Source organism: Streptosporangium sp. NPDC002607 (assembly GCF_053592655.1).
This window is the reverse complement of the sequence record NZ_JBSFWD010000006.1, coordinates 116,488-134,952: the sequence shown is the minus strand read 5'-3', so window position 1 is coordinate 134,952 and position 18,465 is coordinate 116,488. Positions and strand designations below refer to the sequence as shown.

The 18,465-nt window shown below is 70.8% G+C and carries 16 protein-coding genes; 13 read left to right on the top strand and 3 right to left on the bottom strand.

The features are described from left to right. The first annotated feature begins 59 nt into the window (after positions 1 to 59). Positions 60 to 1,094 carry a class II fructose-bisphosphatase gene (glpX, locus tag ACWD3H_RS09250; protein WP_355550703.1) on the top strand — a complete coding sequence of 345 codons (1,035 nt, stop codon included), beginning with the start codon at positions 60 to 62 and terminating at the stop codon, positions 1,092 to 1,094. Positions 1,095 to 1,103: 9 nt separating this feature from the next. Here glpX and ACWD3H_RS09245 read toward each other — a convergent pair whose 3' ends face one another. After that, a complete protein-coding gene (locus ACWD3H_RS09245; protein ID WP_355550701.1) occupies positions 1,104 to 1,709 on the bottom strand; it encodes a DUF1707 SHOCT-like domain-containing protein in 606 nt (201 codons plus the stop codon). 260 nt (positions 1,710 to 1,969) lie between these two features. Here ACWD3H_RS09245 and ACWD3H_RS09240 point away from each other — a divergent pair, with 260 nt between their 5' ends. The 4 genes from ACWD3H_RS09240 to ACWD3H_RS09225 all read left to right on the top strand — a co-directional run bounded on the left by ACWD3H_RS09240 (position 1,970) and on the right by ACWD3H_RS09225 (position 5,050). Next, positions 1,970 to 2,317, top strand: a complete 348-nt coding sequence (locus ACWD3H_RS09240) for a YbaB/EbfC family nucleoid-associated protein (protein WP_451954591.1) — start codon at positions 1,970 to 1,972, stop codon at positions 2,315 to 2,317. Between the two features lie 55 nt (positions 2,318 to 2,372). Then, the gene (locus ACWD3H_RS09235) at positions 2,373 to 3,278 is read left to right on the top strand and encodes a WXG100-like domain-containing protein (protein ID WP_451954590.1); all 906 of its coding nucleotides are present in this window, start codon (positions 2,373 to 2,375) and stop codon (positions 3,276 to 3,278) included. A gap of 21 nt (positions 3,279 to 3,299) precedes the next feature. Beyond that, the gene (locus ACWD3H_RS09230) at positions 3,300 to 3,734 is read left to right on the top strand and encodes a WXG100 family type VII secretion target (protein ID WP_355550696.1); all 435 of its coding nucleotides are present in this window, start codon (positions 3,300 to 3,302) and stop codon (positions 3,732 to 3,734) included. Between the two features lie 149 nt (positions 3,735 to 3,883). After that, the gene (locus tag ACWD3H_RS09225; protein ID WP_451954589.1) at positions 3,884 to 5,050 is read left to right on the top strand and encodes an MFS transporter; all 1,167 of its coding nucleotides are present in this window, start codon (positions 3,884 to 3,886) and stop codon (positions 5,048 to 5,050) included. Here the strand turns inward: ACWD3H_RS09225 and pdxR are convergent. Then, positions 5,003 to 6,544: a MocR-like pyridoxine biosynthesis transcription factor PdxR gene (gene pdxR / locus ACWD3H_RS09220; protein ID WP_451954588.1), complete on the bottom strand. Its 1,542-nt coding sequence runs from the start codon at positions 6,542 to 6,544 to the stop codon at positions 5,003 to 5,005. The two genes, ACWD3H_RS09225 and pdxR, sit on opposite strands and share 48 nt — an antisense overlap. Before the next feature lie 67 nt (positions 6,545 to 6,611). On the opposite strand from pdxR, the gene ACWD3H_RS09215 reads away from it, so the two are divergent. Further along, positions 6,612 to 7,541, top strand: coding sequence for a DMT family transporter (locus ACWD3H_RS09215; protein ID WP_451954587.1), 930 nt, complete (start codon positions 6,612 to 6,614; stop codon positions 7,539 to 7,541). On the opposite strand, the gene ACWD3H_RS09210 is transcribed toward ACWD3H_RS09215, so the two are convergent. Next, positions 7,468 to 7,815, bottom strand: a complete 348-nt coding sequence (locus ACWD3H_RS09210; protein ID WP_355550688.1) for a hypothetical protein — start codon at positions 7,813 to 7,815, stop codon at positions 7,468 to 7,470. The genes ACWD3H_RS09215 and ACWD3H_RS09210 overlap by 74 nt on opposite strands. Before the next feature lie 251 nt (positions 7,816 to 8,066). Between ACWD3H_RS09210 and ACWD3H_RS09205 the strand changes: the two genes are divergently transcribed. The 7 genes from ACWD3H_RS09205 to ACWD3H_RS09175 all read left to right on the top strand — a co-directional run bounded on the left by ACWD3H_RS09205 (position 8,067) and on the right by ACWD3H_RS09175 (position 18,260). Then, positions 8,067 to 9,719, top strand: coding sequence for a fumarate hydratase (locus tag ACWD3H_RS09205; RefSeq protein ID WP_451954586.1), 1,653 nt, complete (start codon positions 8,067 to 8,069; stop codon positions 9,717 to 9,719). 351 nt (positions 9,720 to 10,070) lie between these two features. Then, positions 10,071 to 11,249 carry a serine/threonine-protein kinase gene (locus ACWD3H_RS09200; protein ID WP_451954585.1) on the top strand — a complete coding sequence of 393 codons (1,179 nt, stop codon included), beginning with the start codon at positions 10,071 to 10,073 and terminating at the stop codon, positions 11,247 to 11,249. A 35-nt stretch (positions 11,250 to 11,284) separates the two neighbouring features. Next, on the top strand, positions 11,285 to 12,904 hold the full coding sequence (locus ACWD3H_RS09195; RefSeq protein WP_451954584.1) for a protein kinase domain-containing protein: 1,620 nt from the start codon (positions 11,285 to 11,287) through the stop codon (positions 12,902 to 12,904). Positions 12,905 to 12,969: 65 nt separating this feature from the next. Then, entirely contained in the window at positions 12,970 to 14,361 is a 1,392-nt protein-coding gene (locus tag ACWD3H_RS09190; protein WP_355562519.1) for a class II fumarate hydratase, read from the top strand. A 188-nt stretch (positions 14,362 to 14,549) separates the two neighbouring features. After that, on the top strand, positions 14,550 to 14,936 hold the full coding sequence (locus ACWD3H_RS09185) for a tautomerase family protein (RefSeq protein WP_355562522.1): 387 nt from the start codon (positions 14,550 to 14,552) through the stop codon (positions 14,934 to 14,936). A gap of 173 nt (positions 14,937 to 15,109) precedes the next feature. Next, positions 15,110 to 15,853, top strand: a complete 744-nt coding sequence (locus ACWD3H_RS09180) for a 3-hydroxybutyrate dehydrogenase (RefSeq protein WP_451954680.1) — start codon at positions 15,110 to 15,112, stop codon at positions 15,851 to 15,853. Positions 15,854 to 16,190: 337 nt separating this feature from the next. Continuing rightward, a complete protein-coding gene (locus tag ACWD3H_RS09175; protein WP_451954583.1) occupies positions 16,191 to 18,260 on the top strand; it encodes a helix-turn-helix domain-containing protein in 2,070 nt (689 codons plus the stop codon). Positions 18,261 to 18,465 lie beyond the last annotated feature (205 nt).

The following is an 18,465-nucleotide window of genomic DNA, read 5'->3' as shown; positions in this document are numbered from 1 at the left end:
ACCGGTCAGAGGGGCGCCAACTACGATCGTTGCATTAACCACGAGAGGGGTTTCCCACCATGTCCGATCAGACGTCCGTTCCTGCCGCCCTCGCCACGGGCGAGCACGCCCCTGATCGCAACCTCGCCCTGGAGTTGGTCCGCGTCACGGAGGCGGCCGCGATGGCCGCGGCCCGCTGGGTCGGGCGGGGTGACAAGAACGGCGCCGACGGCGCCGCGGTGAACGCGATGCGCCAGTTGATCAACACGGTGTCGATGCGCGGCGTGGTGGTGATCGGCGAGGGTGAGAAGGACAACGCGCCGATGCTCTACAACGGCGAGCAGGTGGGTGACGGCAGCGGCGCGGCGTGCGACGTGGCCGTCGACCCGATCGACGGCACCCGGCTCACCGCGCTCGGCATGCCCAACGGGATCTCGGTGATCGCGGTCAGCGAGCGCGGCTCGATGTACGACCCGTCCGCCGTCTTCTACATGGACAAGCTGGTCACCGGCCCCGAGGCCGCCTCGTCCGTGGACATCAACGCGCCGGTGGCCGACAACATCGCCGCGGTGGCCCGCGCCAAGGGCGGCGAGCCCTCGGACGTGACCGTGGTCATCCTCGACCGGCCCCGCCACGAAAAGATCATCCGGGAGATCCGGGAGACCGGCGCCCGGATCAGGCTCATCACCGACGGCGACGTGGCCGGTGCGATCATGGCGGCCCGGGTGGGCACCGGTGTCGACCTGATGCTCGGCATCGGCGGCACGCCGGAGGGCATCATCGCCGCGTGCGCGCTCAAGTGCCTGGGCGGCGTCATCCAGGGCAGGCTCTGGCCGCAGGACGACGCCGAGCGCCGCCGGGCGCTGGACGCGGGCCTCGACCTCGACGCCACGCTGAGCACCGACGACCTGGTCAGGTCCGACGACGTGTTCTTCGCCGCCACCGGGATCACCGACGGTGAGCTGATGCAGGGCGTCCGCTACCGCGCGGGGCGAGCCGTCACCAACTCCCTGGTCATGCGCGGCCGTTCCGGGACGATCCGGAAGATCGAGAGCGAGCACCAGCTCTGGAAGCTGCGGGCGTACAGCGCGATCAACTTCGACAGCGCCAGCTGAGGGCGGTGGTCAGCGACGGAACCAGGGGCGGCGAGGGCGCTTGGGGGACTTGGCCACGATGTTCCCGAGCGTGACGACGCCGGTGATCTCGATGACCGGGCCGTCGGGCGAGGCCGGGGGGACCTGGTTCTTCTTGCCCCCCATGAAGGACGAGGCGGGCATCTCGATCCGCACGCCCTCGGGGACGATCAGGGTGAGGGTGCCGCCCACCACGGTGACCTGCAGGGTCACCCGGCTGGACTGGAGCAGCGCCTCGCACAGGTCGAGCTTGACGTTGGCGCAGATCGCGGTGGCGGAGAAGCTGGTCGGCACGACCCAGCGGCCGCTGCGCTCCTGGGAGCCGAACAGGGCCGTCACCGGGCCGACGTCGGTGCGGAGCGGCTGTGCCTCGGGCGGGAGCAGGTCGGCGGTGAGTGCGGAGAGCTCTCCCAGCGTGCGGGCACGGTAGAGCGCCTCGGCGCGCTCGTCGTACTCGTCGTGGCCGAGACGTCCGTCGGCGAGCGCGTCGCCCAGTACGGCGGCCACCCTCTCTCGATCGGCATCTCCGGCTCTCAGGTCGGCGGGAGCAGGTTCACGGTTGTGACGGCGGTTCGCGGGCGGGCGGGGACTCTCCACCCCCCGACCCTAATCCCTGCGGGGCCGCCCTGAGCGCCCCCGGCCTGCGCGGCCCCCGGAGCATCTTCGGCGAACCGGTGGAGCCATGCCTCGTCGCGGACCTCGGCCAGAAAACCCGCTTTACCTACCGGTTAAATTGCTAAATATCGTTTTCGTGATCTACATTGGGCGGGCCAGAGCCGGAGCCCCCGGCGGGCCGCCTCGCCACGTCACCCGTTTGGTCACTCCAGGCACTCGACTGCCCGACGTTCAGGAGCGCTATGAGATCACCCCGGAACGGCGACGAAGAGCTCGACAGACTGCTGGAGCGGTTCCACGACGAGGTCACCGGGCTTGAGGAGCTTCAAAAAGGCGTCTCCGAGGTCCGCGGCCGAGGCGAGGCGGCGCAAGGACGCGTCACCGCCGAGACATCGCTGACGGGCGCACTCGCCAGCCTCACGATCGACCCCCGTGCCATGCGACTGAGCTCCGGCGAGCTGGCGGAGGCCGTCCTCCAGGCGGCCGGCGAGGCGGCCCGCGACGCCGGGAACCAGATGAGACGACTGGTGGACCCATTCGTCACCGGCACCCCGCTCGAAACCGTCCTGCCGCCTCAGGACAGGCGATGAGCGTGGTACGGCCCTCTCCCCACGTGACGGCCGCGAGCCCCCCGGTTGTCCTTCGTTGAACATCAATCCCGGACGCGCCTCGATATACGGCACCGGAGTGCTGGGCGTCGCGGGCTTCGTCTTCACGATGCTCGCGGTCGAATATCCGGACGGTGACCCGGCCGGCGCTCGCCAGGCCCGCGATGTGTGGGCACGGCTCGCCGACCGGTTCGAGAAGAGCCCGGACAACACCTACCCGTTCGCCGAGGCGATGTGGAAGCGGAACGGAGGCGAGGGCGTGGAGGCGTTCAAACAGGCCGTCGTCTCCGGCCTCTACACACACCCCCAGACGGCGAGCTTCCCCGGCCGGCTCGCCCTCGCCTGCAGGCAGAACAGCGAGGCGTGCGACGAGTACGCCGAACTCATCGAGACGGCGCAGCACGCGTACTACACGGCGGCCCTGGCCAATCTCGCCGGCTTCGTCTTCCTCACCACCTTTCCCTGGCAGGCCGGAGCGGCCTATCAGTTAACACAGTTCCTCATCCGGCGGGCACAGGCGAAACTCCTCGCCAAGCTGCTCGAACACGCCATCGCGAAGATCGTGCTGACCAAACTCACGGAGTACACGATCGGCAGTACGTTCTTCGCGGTGGGGGACGTCGCCGTGGTGGCCGGTGTCCGCGCCCTGCGGGGCGAGGACCCGGGTTCGCTCGGCGACAACGCGAAACAGGCGTTGAAGGAATTCGCCGCCTCGGTCGTCTTCTACGGCGTGTTCGACGCGGCCAGGCCGGGCGTTCAGGCGATCAGCAAAAACGCCGATGTGCAGGCGTTCCTGTCCAGGATGGCCGGAGGCTCGATCGGCTACGGCCCCACCTACGACCTCCTGAACGGGCAGAGCGGCATGGAGCTCGTCCCCACCTTGAAGGAGACCTTGGGCAGGACCCTGCTCTATTTCACGATGGCTCACAAACCAGCGGGCTGACCTCGCGGAAAGTGACACCGGATGTCCGTACCGGACCCGCGGGAACCCACGGCGCCCATCGGCGGCTCCCGCCCGCCCCTGAAGATCTCCTCAGACCACCTCAGGTCCGTCGCGAACGCCTTCGACACCGAGAAAGAGGAGCTCGCCGACATCGTCAGGCAGGCGGCCGCGGAGCTGAACGACATCGGAGACTTCTGGGGCGGCGGCCCCGAGGGGAGGAAGTTCTTCAAGGGACAGGGCGGCGGCACGGGGTACGAGGCCGTCTCCAGCCAGGTCATGAGGGGGACGGACGCGCTGCTGCAAGCCCACGAGGACATCCCCGCACTCATCCGCCTCATGAACGACACGGTCAAGACCGCCGACTGGGCCGGCGTCACCGCGATCCTTTCCGCCCTCCCCGCTCCCGATGTGAGCCGCCCGGTATGGGGGGAGCCGAACGACGCCGACGACCGGTGATGACGCGAGACGAACGCGACATCCACGGTGGGTGTCGGGACGACGGCGCGGGACTGCGGAGCCCGAGCGCCGCGGGGCATTGACCGCCGGGGGCGGCACACCTAACCTGACGAGAACTTGAACCCCCCTCATGTTCTCCGGAGGTCGTCGTGCCCCTCCCGCGTGACAGACAGGCGCGCGTGGCGACCTGGGCGGCCTTCTTCGTCCAGGGCCTCTGCTTCGCCACCCTGCTCACCCATGTGATCGACCTCCAGCACAAGTTCGGGCTCAGCGACGGCGACCTCACCCTGGTCCTGCTGCTCGTGCCGGTGATCGCCGGTGCCGGCAGCGCGATCGCGGGCCCGCTGGCGAGCCGGTACGGCAGTGCCCCGATCCTGCGCGTCTCCCAGGTCGGCGTCTGCGTCATCGTGGCGCTGTCCGGCTGGAACGGGCAGCTCGCCGGGCTGTACGCGCTCAGCGCCGCGTTCGGCCTGTTCGTCGGCGCGGTGGACGCGGCGATGAACATGCAGGCGGTCGCGGTGGAGCGCCGGTACGGCATGAGCGTGCTGACCGGCTTCCACGCCGTGTGGAGTGTCGGCTCGATGCTGGGCGCCGGATTCAACTCCGCCTTCAGCGCGCTCGGCGTCGAGCTGGGCTGGTCCTTCTCCGTCCCGGTGCTGATCGGCGCGGTGATCTCCGTGGTCATGCTCCCCCGCCTCTACGGGCGGGACGCCGAAAAGGCCGGTGAGCAGGCCGCTCAGGTGGCGGCCGGGGTGCCGTGGCGGCCGATCATCCCGCTCTGCCTGGCGATGGCGTTCCTGTACGTCGGGGACGCGGCGGTCTCCAACTACGGCACGATCTACATGGAGAAGGCGCTGGCGGCGAGCGGCTGGCTGGTTCCGTTCGCCTACCTCGTCTACCAGGCGACCATGCTCCTGGCGCGGGTCCCCGGTGACCTCGCGGTACGCAGGTACGGACCCGCGCCGGTCGTCCGCGCGGGCGCGGTGATCGCGGCCGTGGGCACGCTGGGCGTCGTCGTCGCACCCGGCGTCGTGGTGGCCGTCGTGTCGTTCGGCCTGATCGGCATCGGCCTGTCCGTCATCGCCCCGCAGTCGTTCTCGGCCGCCGGGCGCCTCGGCGCCGGGGCGGAGACCGCGATCGCGCGGGTCAACATGTTCAACTACGTCGGCTTCCTCGTCGGCGCCGCCGTGGTCGGCACCCTCAACGACACGGTGAACGTCCGCGTGGCGTTTCTACCCGCCGTGGTCCTGGTGGCCCTGATCGTGTTCCTAGCCAGGGGTTTCCAGCCGGAACCGGAACTCGCCGCGCGCCCCTAGGGCACTGGCGAGGGCGCGGACCGCCTGGTCCGCGCGGTGTCCGGGCAGGCGGGCGAAGCCCATCAACAGCGCGGGCGGACCGGGGGCGTACCGCATCGGTCCCACCGGCTCGACCGCCAGCCCGCACTCCTCGGCCCTGTCCACCACCGATGCCTCGTCCCAGCCGTACGGCAGCTCGGCGAGCAGGTTGAGCCCGGCGGAGACGCCCCGCACGGTGAACTCGGGAAGGTGCTCGCCGAGGGCCAGCACCAGGGCGTCGCGGCGGGCGCGGTACTGCCGGCGCATCCTCCTCAGGTGCCGGTCGTAGTCGCCGGTGGCCACGAAGTCGGCCAGGACGTACTGCTCCAGGACGGGCGACCCCATGTCCAGCTCACCACGGGCCAGCCGCAGCGACTCGGCGATCCGGGGCGGAGCGACCGCCCAGCCCAGGCGAAGCCCGGGGGCCAGCGACTTGCTGACGCTCCCGACCAGGACCACCCGGTCGGCGGCCAGCCCCTGCAGGCAGCCCACCGGGTCGCGGTCGAAGCGGAACTCCGCGTCGTAGTCGTCCTCCAGGATCATCGCGCCGGTCGCGACGGCCCACTCGATCAGCTCGGCGCGGCGGCGGGGCGAGAGCACGACCCCCGTCGGGTACTGGTGCGCGGGAGTGAGCAGCACCGCCCGCGCCCCGGTCTCGGCCAGTGCCCCGACATCGATGCCCTCGTCGTCCACGGGGACGGCGACCAGGTCGGCTCCCGCCGCGCGGAGCAGCGGGAGCTGGCGCACCCCGGCCGGATCCTCGACCGCCAGCAGGATCCGGCCCGGGGAGGGCACCGGGTACTCGACCCGCTGGACGAACCAGTCGAGGTCGTGCCGCGCCCGGACCCGGGGAAGCCTCCCCGCGAGCGCCTGGACCGTGAGGCTCAGCCCCTGAGCCACCCCGCCCACGATCACCAGGTTGTCCGGGACCACATCGGCCGCCCGGACCCTCCCGAGGTAGGCGGCCAGTTCCTCGCGGAGCGCGGGGACACCGCCGGGGTCGCCGTAGTCCAGGGCCTCGACGGGCAGCGTGGCGAGCGTACGCCTCATCGAGGCCAGCCACCGCTCCCTGGGGAACGCCCCCAGGTCGGGCGCGGTGGAGCGGCGCCCGTGATACGGCTCGCGGCCCTCCGCAGGACTCGTCGGCCCGGGATCGGCGAGCGAGGGCGCGCTGTCCGGCGGCTGGGAAAGGCCACCGGAAAGACCACCGGGAAGGGCCGCTGGGCGGCCGGCGGCCGGGGCCACCGTGGTGCCCACCCCGGTCCTGGAGATCAGGAAGCCCTCGGCGACGAGTTGCTCGTACGCCTCGACCACCACCCCCCGGGAGAGCCCGAGGTCCCTGGCCAGCTCACGGCTGGCGGGCAGCCGGACCCCGGCCGCCAGGCGTCCACGCCGCACCGCCTCGCGGAGCTCGCGGGCGATCTGGGCGGCGACGCCGCCCGCCGCACGGTCGACGACGAGATGCAGATCGGCCAATTGGTCCTCTGTTTCGATGCTTCATTGGACCCGACAGGGGAGCCATTGGCTTCCTAGCATTCCGCACATGAACGTGGATGTCAGCACCGCCTCCCGGCCGGAGTTACGCGGCCTGAGCGAGGCCGCGGGAGCGATGTTCCTGGTGGGAACCCTCGCGGGGGTCTCCGGGGTGATCGGGGACTATCCGGTCTACGGCGGCCAGGCCATGCGCTACCTGCTGGCGGCCGCGGTCCTTCTCGCGGTCACCTGGATGGCGGGGCTGCGGTTCGTGCGGCTCACGCCTCGTGAGACGGCACTGCTGGCGGCACTCTCCCTGACGGGGCTGGTGATCTTCAATGTGTGCGTGATCGAGGCCACCCGGCACGGCGGCCCGGCCCTGGTCGGCACCGTCCTCGGCACCGTGCCGCTGGCACTGGCCCTGCTCGGCGGGCGCCCCTCACCCCGGCTCCTGCTGGCGGCGGCGGTCGTCGTCACCGGAGCGACGGTGGCCACCGGGCTGGGCAGCGGTGACCTGGCCGGACTGCTCTGGTCGCTGGGCGCGCTGGGCTGCGAGATCTGCTTCTCCATGCTGGCCATCCCGCTGCTGCCGAAGCTGGGCGCCGTGCGCGTCTCGGCCTATTCGGCGGCGCTGGCCGTGCCACTGCTGGTCATCGCGGGCCTGCTCGCGGACGGCACCGCGATGATCCGGGTGCCGACCGCACCCGAGATCGCGGGCCTCGGCTACCAGTCGCTGATCGTGACCACCGTGGCGTTCCTCCTCTGGTACGACGCCCTGCCCCGGCTCGGCCCGGGGACCGCGGGACTGTTCGCCGGGCTGATCCCGGTCGGCGCCATCGTCACCGGCGCGATCCTCGGCCTCGGTGCGCCCTCGGTGCCCGACCTGCTCGGCGCGGCGCTCGTGGTCACCGGCATCGTCATCGGCCTCAGAGCGGGTGCACCCGCTGCCGGGGCAGGTTCACCGCCTGCGAGGACGCGTCGTCCTGCGGGGGCAGGCTGATCCGCTCGGTGAGCTTGTCGGCCCGTTGCAGGGGCACCGCCCCCTGGTGCGGGGGCAGGATCGCCTGTCCGGACTCGGCGCTGATCCGCTGCCTGGGGACGGTCCGCTGAGAGTCCGGCCAGCTCACCGGCCACTGGGGAGTCCGCCCGTTGCCCTCCTTGATGCTCGTCAGCGTGATGGCTATCAGTGATATGGCGAGACCGGCCACCACGAAGACGGCCACGAGGATCAGCAGGATGATGTCACCGGTCATGATGGTGTTTCCGATGTCCATGATGCCTCCCAACCTCCACCGGACGCTCGGCCCGGCCCCTTTCCAGCTTCTCTCGTTTCTTCGGACATGTGTGGACAAAAGACGCATATGCCATTAATGCTTGTCCCAAATATGTAGTTTTCATACGATCTGACCCCTGGCGCTCGGATGGAGCAGGGGAGAGTCGCCTCCCGCCCGACCGCGAAGGTCGGGCACGATCGCGAGGGCCGTACCCTCTAGGAAAACGGCGCCCGCACGGAGGACCTACGACGATGCCCGAGTTCGACTACACCGACCTGCTTCCCATGGGACCGGACGAGACGGAGTACCGCCTGATCACCACCGAGGGGGTGCGGGTCGTCGAGGCCGCGGGGCGCAGGTTCCTGGAGGTCGAACCCGAGGCACTGCGACTGCTCACCGAGACCGCCGTCCACGACATCTCCCACTATCTGCGGTCGTCCCACCTGGCCCAGCTCCGCAAGATCATCGAGGACCCCGAGTCGAGCGGGAACGACCGCTTCGTCGCCCTCGACCTGCTGAAGAACGCCTCGATCTCGGCGGGCGGCGTGCTTCCGATGTGCCAGGACACCGGCACCGCGATCGTGATGGGCAAGCGCGGCCGCCACGTGCTCACCGACGGCGCCGACGCCGAGCACATCTCCCGCGGCGTCTACGACGCCTACACCCGGCTGAACCTGCGCTACTCCCAGATGGCCCCCATCACCATGTGGGAGGAGAAGAACACCGGCTCCAACCTCCCCGCGCAGATCGAGCTCTACGCCGAGGACCCGCTCGGCCACCCCGACGAGTACAAGCTGCTGTTCATGGCCAAGGGCGGCGGCAGCGCCAACAAGTCGTTCCTGTACCAGGAGACGAAGGCCGTGCTCAACGAGAAGCGGATGCTCCAGTTCCTGGAGGAGAAGATCCGCTCCCTCGGCACCGCCGCCTGCCCGCCGTACCACCTGGCGATCGTCGTCGGCGGCACGTCCGCCGAGTTCGCCCTGAAGACCGCCAAGTACGCCAGCGCCCGCTACCTGGACTCCATCCCCACCGAAGGCTCCCCCGCAGGTCACGGCTTCCGGGACACCGACCTGGAGGCCAAGGTCTTCGAGCTCACCCAGAAGCTCGGCATCGGCGCGCAGTTCGGCGGCAAGTACTTCTGCCACGACGTCCGCGTCATCCGCCTCCCCCGGCACGGCGCCTCCTGCCCCGTCGCCATCGCGGTCTCCTGCAGCGCCGACCGCCAGGCCCTGGCGAAGATCACCCCCGAGGGGGTCTTCCTGGAGCGGCTGGAGACCGACCCGGCCAGGTTCCTGCCCGAGACCACGGACGAGCATCTGTCGGACGACGTGGTGAAGATCGACCTCAACCGCCCGATGCAGGAGATCCTCACCGAGCTGACCAGGTACCCGGTCAAGACCCGTCTGTCGCTGACCGGACCGCTCGTGGTGGCCCGCGACATCGCGCACGCCAAGATCGGCGAGCTCCTGGACGCGGGCGGCGAGATGCCGCAGTACCTCAAGGACCACGCGGTCTACTACGCCGGCCCCGCCAAGACCCCCGAGGGCTACGCCTCCGGCTCCTTCGGCCCGACCACCGCGGGCCGGATGGACTCCTACGTCGAACGCTTCCAGGCCGCCGGCGGCTCCAAGATCATGCTTGCCAAGGGCAACCGCTCCAAGCAGGTCACCGACGCCTGCAAAACCCACGGCGGCTTCTACCTCGGCTCCATCGGCGGCCCCGCCGCCCGCCTCGCCCAGGACTGCATCAAGAAGGTGGAGGTCCTGGAATATCCCGAGCTGGGCATGGAGGCCGTCTGGAAGATCGAGGTCGAGGACTTCCCCGCCTTCATCGTGGTCGACGACAAGGGCGAGGACTTCTTCACGGACACGACCGGGCCCGTCCTGAGCATCGGCCGTCGCTGACCGCCACCGGCCTTCCTCGGACTCCGTCGTACCGGCGCCCGAGGTCGACGAACTCGACCTCGGGCGCCCACCGACGGCCTTCGATGCCGGAAATATGGCTATTACCTGCAGTATCGCAACATACGTCCCGATTATCGGGAGAAGCTGTGGCCCCTTGGCAATTTGCCAGATATCACGCAGCGTTTCTCAACAGTTACGAGCGCGAAAATCTGACCGAAGTTGGCAAGAAGATTCGGCCCGGTCTCTACTGGTCTCATTACGCAAATCGGTAAGCTGCACCACATGCGTGCGCCGCCCGGATACCTTCTTGCAGCGCGCTACCGGCTGTCAGAACCGGTTGGGCGCGGTGGCATGGGCACTGTCTGGCGCGCACATGACGAGTTGCTCAACCGCGAGGTGGCCGTCAAGGAGGTCCGCCTCCCCCTGATCCTCGACGAGGACCTCCGCGCCGAGCTGTGCGCCAGGACCGAACGTGAGGGACGGGCGACCGCGATGGTCGCCCACCCCTCGGTCATCACGGTCTTCGACGTCGTCACCGAGGACGAGCGCCCCTGGATCGTGATGGAGCTGCTCCGTGCCAGATCGCTGGAGCAGCTCCTGCAGGACCACGGCCCGCTGCCGCCACGCCAGGTGGCGGAGATCGGCCGTCAGGTCCTGGGGGCGCTGCGCGCCGTGCACGCCAAGGGGATCCTCCACCGCGACGTGAAGCCCAGCAACGTCCTGGTGACCGACGACCGGGCGGTGCTCACCGACTTCGGCCTGGCCGCACTGGAAGGCGATGTGTCGATCACCCAGGCGGGCATCGTGCTGGGCTCGGCCGGATACATCGCCCCCGAGCGCGTGCTGGGCGCCAAGGCCAGCCCGTCCGGCGACCTGTGGTCACTCGGCGCGACCCTCTACACCGCCGTCGAGGGCCGCGGCCTGCACGGCCGCCGTACGGCCGCGGCCGCGCTCGCCGCGCTGACCAGTGGCGAGCCGATCCCCATGGAGCGGGCAGGCCCGCTGACGCCGGTGCTGCGGGGCCTCCTCACGATCGACCCGAACTCCCGGCTCGACACCGGACGGGCCTCGCTGATGCTCGCCCGGGTGGCGGCCGGCGGGCTGGTCGAGGATTCCTTCACCATGCCTCCGGCCCGGCCCGACGTCAGGTCCGCACGGCCTGATGTCAGGCCCGACATCAGGCCCGCCAGGCGCCCCGACGGCAGGCCGCCCGTGGGCGGGTCCGGCGGGACCCCGGTTCCGCCGTTCAGCCGTCGCTCCCAGCACCGCGGGCTGCACCGGTTCGGCTCGGTGCCGACGCCGACGTCGGCGCCGCGGCCCTCGTCTCCCCTGTCGGCCCCGCCGCCGTCCGGACCGATGTCGGCACCGGTGCCCCAGCCTCGGGTACACCGGCGCCCCGGCGAGGGCGTGCACAGAAAGCCGGCGGAGGTTTCGCCGAGCTATCGCCCGTTTGTCCGTTTTATGACACCCCTTATAAGGTTGATGCTCCCGCGTCTTCTCTGGCCGAGGGAACTCCGTAAGCGCGGGTAAAGCGCTTCTCAAGGTGGAATGGCTATCTTCTTCTCATGCCGGAACAGCAGATGCGCGTGCTCGCGGACCGTTACGAGCTGATCGCGCCGCTCGGCCGGGGCACGATGGGCACAGTGTGGAAAGCCCGTGACCGTTCCCTCGGCCGTGAAGTCGCGATCAAGGAGATCCGTCAGGAGCCCGGCCTCAGCGAGGCGCAACGCGCCGAACTTCGGGAACGGATGATCCGCGAGGGTCGCACGGCCGCCCGCATCAGTCACCCCTCGGTGGCCACGGTCCACGACGCCATCGTCGAGGACGGCAGCCCCTGGATCATCATGGAACTCGTGCAGGCACGCTCCCTGGAGCAGGTGATCGAGGAGGAGGGGCCACTCCCGCCCCGCCTGGTCGCCGAGATCGGGGCCGACCTGCTGGGGGCGCTCCGCGCGGCCCACGCCCAGGGAGTGCTGCACCGCGACGTCAAGCCCGGCAACGTGCTGATCACCGAGAACGGCCGGGTGGTTCTCACCGACTTCGGCATCGCCAAGGCCGAGGGCGACACGAGCCTCACCAAGACCGGCATGGTGATCGGCTCTCCCGGATACACCGCGCCCGAGCGGGCCCGCGGCGAGCACAACGGACCCGAGTCGGACCTGTGGTCCCTCGGCGCCACGCTGTACTTCGCGGTCGAGGGCCGCCCGGCCTACGAGCGGGCCTCGGTGGCGGAGACCCTGGCCGCGCTGATGAGCGAGCAGGTCGACCCGCCGACCCAGGCGGGGCCACTGCGCCCGGTGCTCGAACAGCTGCTGGAGAAGGACCACACGGCGCGGCTGACGGCCGCCCAGGCGGGCGCGATGCTCCGGGCCGTGGCGGACACCCCCTCGCACCTCGCGGACTCCATCCCCGCCGCTCCCGCCCCCGCACCGCCCCCTCCCGCCTCGGAGACACCCGCCGCACCGGACGCGGAGGAGGACGACACCGACGACTTCGACGCCGACCGCACCATGGTGGTCATCCGCCCCAAGGGCGGCCTGCGCATCCCCGGCGGAACGGCGCCCGTCGCGGAACCTCCCGCCTCCCCTCCCCCCGCCGCGGCCCCCGGCCGCACGACGGCCTCGCCCTACCCGGACAGCCCGCCCCTCGCGGAGCCGGGCGGGCCGGTCCCGGGGCGACAGGGCCCTCCCGGTCTCGGGACTCCGGTCGCCCGGGGACCCGCGACCGCCGGTCGCGGCCCGGGCGCCTTCGGGCGGCAGGAGAACGAGCACGGATTCCCCGACAGCGGAAAGCCTGACCTCTCCGCCACCCCGCCGCACGGCTTCCCCTCGATCGATCCGGAGTTCGGGGCGCCCGTCGCCGGACGCCCGGAAGCTCCCGCCGCCCCGCCGCACGGCCCGCTCCCCGGCGACCCCGCCGGCCCGGGAGCCCCGATGTCCTCGCAGCCCTGGCGCCCGCCGGGGCCCGAGTCCTCCGACGGCGCCTTCGGCCGCTCTCCCGGCCTGGGCACCGACCTGTTCGCGATCGCGGGTCAGAACGGCCGGCACGCCCCCGGCGCCCCCGGTGCCCCCGGGGAGCGGCAGGCCCCCTCGAAAAAGCCCCCGATCGGCATCCTCGTCCTCATGGGCGTGGCCGCGATCGCACTGGTAGTGATCATGATCCTGGTGGTGGCCGCCTTCTCCTGAGGACTCCCCCGGTAAGGACCCGCACCCGCCGGTTTGATTCCCTCCCTGGGACGCAGACTGGACGTATGAGCGAGTATCGGATCGAGCATGACTCGATGGGCGAGGTGCGGGTGCCTGCGGGCGCGAAGTGGCGGGCGCAGACCCAGCGGGCGGTGGAGAACTTCCCCGTCTCCGGGCGCGGGCTGGAGGTTCCGCACATCTCCGCACTCGGCCTGATCAAGGCCCTCTCCGCCGAGGTCAACGCCGAACTGGGGGTGCTCGACAAGGAGATGGCGCAGGCGATCGCCGAGGCCGCCACCGACGTCGCGGAGAACGAGTGGGACGGCGAGTTCCCCGTCGACGTCTTCCAGACCGGCTCCGGCACCTCCTCCAACATGAACGCCAACGAGGTGATCGCCACCCTCGCCGAGGAGCGGCTGGGCCGCCCCGTCCACCCCAACGACCACGTGAACGCCTCACAGTCGTCCAACGACGTGTTCCCCACCTCCATTCACGTCGCCGCCATGACCGAGGTGTCGTACCACCTGCTCCCCTCCCTACGGCACCTGGCCACCGCGCTGCGGGACAAGTCACTGGAGTTCGACGGCGTGGTGAAGGCGGGGCGCACGCACCTGATGGACGCCACCCCGGTCACGCTGGGCCAGGAGTTCGGCGGGTACGCCACGCAGATCGACAACGCCATCGGGCGGGTGCGCGGCGCGCTCCCGCACCTCGCCCAGCTGCCCCTGGGCGGTACGGCGGTCGGCACCGGCGTCAACACCCCTCCCGGCTTCGCGGCCAAGGTCATCGAGAAGCTGCGCGAGGCCACCGGGCTGCCGTTCTCCGAGGCTCCCGACCACTTCGAGGCCCAGGGGGCCCGGGACGCCATCGTGGAGCTCTCCGGCCAGCTCCGCACGGTCGCGGTCTCGCTCAACAAGATCGCCAACGATCTCCGCTGGATGGGTTCCGGCCCCCGGGCGGGGCTGGGCGAGATCAACCTGCCCGACCTCCAGCCCGGCTCGTCGATCATGCCGGGCAAGGTCAACCCGGTCGTCCCCGAGGCGGTGACCATGGTCGTCGCCCAGGTCATCGGGAACGACGCGGCCATCGCCTTCTCCGGCGCCTCGGGCACGTTCGAGCTCAACGTGATGCTCCCGGTCATCGCGCGCAACATCCTGGAATCCATCCGGCTGATCGCCAACGCCTCCCGGCTACTGGCCGACCGGTGCGTGCACGGCATAACCGCCAACACCGACCGCCTGCGCGAGTACGCGGAGTCCTCGCCGTCGATCGTCACCCCGCTCAACCCCTACGTCGGGTACGAGGAGGCCGCCAAGATAGCGAAGCAGGCCCTGGCCGAGCGCAAGACCATCCGCGAGGTCGTCATCGAGCGCGGCCACGTCACCAACGGCACCCTCACCGAGGAACGGCTCGACGACCTGCTCGACGTGCTGTCCATGACCCGGCCTCCGTCCTAGCTCCCGCCTACCGCGCCTCCGCTCACCACGGTCGCCCGGACGCGCCCCGCCGCGTCGTGCCGCGGCTCCCTTCCCCGCCTCGCGAGGCACCGCCTGACCGGCCCACGCCACGGCGAGATCCGCAGGGCGGTGCCCGGAGCCGCGCCCCGACCTGCGCCGTGCACCGGTCACCTGCGAAACTGCGAGACATGACCCAGATCAAGTTCTACGGCCGCCGGGACGTGTGGTCCGGCCGGCGTCAGGAGATCTCCGACACCGTCCACGGCTGCCTGGTGGACGTCTGGCAGCTCCCCGAGGACAAGCGGTTCCACCGGTTCCTGCTGCTGGACGCCGAGGACCTGGTCTGCCCGCAGCGGAGCGAGCGGTACCTCATCGTGGAGATCGTCTGCTTCGGCGGCCGGTCGGACGAGGCCAAGCGCGCGCTGATCCGCGCCCTGTTCACCAGGACCGGGGAGGCACTCGATCTCCCCGCCGAGGACCTGGAGATCGTGATCCTGGAGTCGCCCAAGGTCAACTGGGGCATCCGCGGCCTCCCCGGCGACGAGCTGACGCTCATGTATCCGGTCACCATCTGAGACACCGCCTTCCCCTCGGCGGTGGCCGGCCCGGGAGGCTCGTACTCCGGCACGCATCGACATCTCCCCGAACCGGGCGGGAGGGCGGAGTCAGGCCACATATACCGGGAATGGAGTGTGGGGGTGGGCGACATGGGCTGGGATTCAGGTCATTGCCTAGATTCGGCAGCATGATGGACCTAGCGGGTCGGCGCGCCGTGGTGACCGGGGCGGGCAGCGGGATCGGGCGCGCCTGCGCGCACCGGCTGGCCGCGGCCGGAGCACACGTGCTGGTGGTCGACATCGACGCCGAGGCCGCGGCCAAGGTCGCCGCGGAGATCTCGGGGACACCCGTCGTCGCGGACCTGTCGGCACCGGACTTCACCCGGGCGATCCCGCCCGGCACGGACATCCTGGTGAACAACGCGGGATTCCAGCACGTCGCCCCGATCGAGAAGTTTCCCCCCGAGGTGTTCTCCAAAATACTCAAAGTGATGGTGGAGGCGCCCTTCCTGCTGGTCAGGGAGGCGCTGCCGGGAATGTACGAGCGCGGCTGGGGCCGGATCGTCAACATCTCCTCGGTCCACGGGCTCCGCGCCTCGCCCTACAAGTCCGCGTACGTCACCGCCAAGCACGCCCTCGAAGGGCTGTCCAAGGTGATCGCCCTGGAGGGCGCCTCGCACGGCGTCACCTCCAACTGCGTCAGCCCCGCCTACGTCCGCACCCCCCTGGTGGAGAACCAGATCGGCGCCCAGGCCGGGACCCACGGCATCGGCAGGGACGAGGTGGTCGAGCAGATCATGCTCGCCCCCGCCGCCATCAAACGGCTCATCGAACCCGCGGAGGTGGCCGAACTCGTCGCCTACCTCTGCGGCCCGCACGCCTCCTCCATAACCGGCACCTCCCTCCCCCTCGACGGCGGCTGGACCGCCCGCTGACCCCTGCGGGACCGCACCGGGAGTGAACCGAGGAACAAAGAAGTCTCCGGTAAAAAGGACGCGACATAAGGGACAGGCCAAACGCCCCATCCCAAGGAACTACCCGTGAGGCCGCGCCGGCGACTGGACTGAGGAGCACCGTGAAGCCGCGCCGGGGACTGGACTGAGGAGCACCGTGAAGCCGCGCCGGGGACTGGACTGAGGAGTGCCGTGAGGCCGCGCCGGGGACTGGACTGAGGAGTGAAGGAGCGAAGCGGATGAACGACGAGGGAAGGAGCCGGATCCCAGCGGCCTCACCGCGACGCGCCAGCGTCGCCGACAACACAGAGCGAAGCGGATGAACGACGAGGGAAGGAGCCGGATAAGAGCGGCCTCACCGCGACGCGCAGCGTCGCCAACAACACGCGTCGCAATTAACACAGTCTTTCTTGAGCTGCTGGCCAGGGAGGCGTCGGCGGTCGAGTTCGAGGGACCCGTTCTCGCGGCGAGGAGCGCCGGGATCGGCGCGGAGGCGCTGGCCGAGCTGGAAGAGGCCAAGCTCACCGCGTTGAAGGTACGGGCGTTGCTGCGGCGCAGAGCGAAGCGTGAGGCGGAGCTGTCCGCGCTGTTCGACACGGCCGGCGACCTCGCGGGACTGCGGGATCTGGACGCCGTCCTGGAGGCCATCGTGCACCGGGCCAGGCAGCTGCTCGGCACCGATGCCGCCTACATGACACTGCACGACCCCGAGCGGGGCGACACCTGGATGCGGGTGACCGACGGCTCGGTCTCGGCGAAGTTCCGGGCGCTACGGCTGCCCATGGGCGCGGGTCTCGGCGGGCTGGTGGCCCAGACCGCCACCCCGTACTCGACCGCCGACTACTTCGCCGACGCGCGCTTCCGGCACAAGACCGACATCGACGACGCGGTGCTGGAGGAGGGGCTGGTCGCCATCCTCGGCGTGCCGCTCAAGCTGGGCACTCGGGTGATCGGGGTGCTGTTCGCGGCCAATCGGAGCGTACGGCCCTTCACCCAGGACGAGGTCGTGCTGCTCGGCTCGCTGGCCGCGCACGCGGCGGTGGCGATCGACAACGCCCGGCTGCTGCAGGAGACCAGGAACGCGCTGGAGGAGCTCAGCGAGGCCAGCCGGCAGGTGAACGCGCACAGCCAGGCGGTGGAACGCGCGGCTCTCGCACACGACCGGATGACCGGTCTGGTGCTGCGCGGCGGCGGGGTCGAAGACGTGGCGGCGGTGGTGACGGAGGTGCTCGGCGGCTCGCTGACGGTGCTCGACGACGCCGGACGCCCGATCGCCGGGGACGCGAGCGTGCTGGAGGGCACGCTGGACGAGGAGACGCTCGACCGGGCGGAATCCGAGCAGAGATCGGCACCGAGATCCACCCAGAGGTCGGCGCGGAAGCCGGCCCGGAGGTCCGGTGCCGGGCGGAGGGAGGGCTCCGGGCAGCCGCCGCGGAAGGCGGCGGACGTGATCGCGGACGCCGCGCGGTCGTCGAGGGCACTCGGGCGCACCGTGTGGCGGGGGAACCTGCTGGTCGCCTCGGTGGACGTGGGTGCGGAACCGCTGTGCACGCTGGTGTTGCGCAACGGCGGCCAGATGTCGGACGCCGATCATCGCATCCTGGAGCGGGCCGCGCTGGTCACCGCGTTGCTGCTGCTGTTCCGGCGCACGGTGGCCGAGGCGGAGGGCCGGGTCAGGGGCGAGCTGCTCGACGACCTGATCTCGCGGCCCGAACTCGACGGCCTGGCCGACCGGGCCCGGCGGGTGGGCGTGAACCTGGACGCCGACCACGTGGTGGTCGTGGTCCGCCACGGCGGCGGGCGGGAGCGGGCCGCCTTCTGGGCGTCCTCCCAGGCGGCCCTGCACCACGGCCTGGCCGCCCAGCGCGGTGACGAGGTGGTCCTGCTGCTGCCGGGGGACCGGCCCGGCCCGCTGGCGAAGCGGGTGGCGACCGAACTGAGCGCCTCGCTGGGCCACCCGGCCACGGCGGGCGCCGGAGGACCCGTACGCGGCGCCGCGGAGGTGGCCGCGGGGCACCGGGAGGCCCAGCGCTGCGCCGACGCCCTGGTGGCCCTGGGGCGGGCCGGAGACGGTGCCGACGCCAGAGAGCTCGGCTTCGTCGGACTGCTGGTCGGCGAGGGACGCGACATCGGGGCGTTCCTCACCTCGACGCTCGGCCCGGTGATCGACTACGACGCCCGCAAGGGCACCGCGCTGGTGCGGACGCTCACCGCGTACTTCGGCGTGGGCGGCTCGCTGTCGCGTACGAGCGAGACCCTGCACATCCATGTCAACACGGTCACCCAGCGCCTGGATCGGATCGGCCAGCTCCTCGGTGACGACTGGCAGGCGCCCGACCGGGCCCTGGAGATCCAACTCGCTCTCCGCCTGCACCGCCTCAGCGGCTGACCCGGCGGCCCACGCGGTCCTCCGCTCCGATCCCCCGGCGGCGCCGAGCCCCTGCCGCCGAGCCCGGCCGCCGCGGGCGTATCGCACGGCCCCGAACACCCACATAGGACGCTTGTCGGCTATGGCTGTCACCCCCATAGGAGTGACGCCGGTCACTACGTACGGTAGCCGAAATCCCCCCAACAGCGACTCCCCCTGGTGAGTG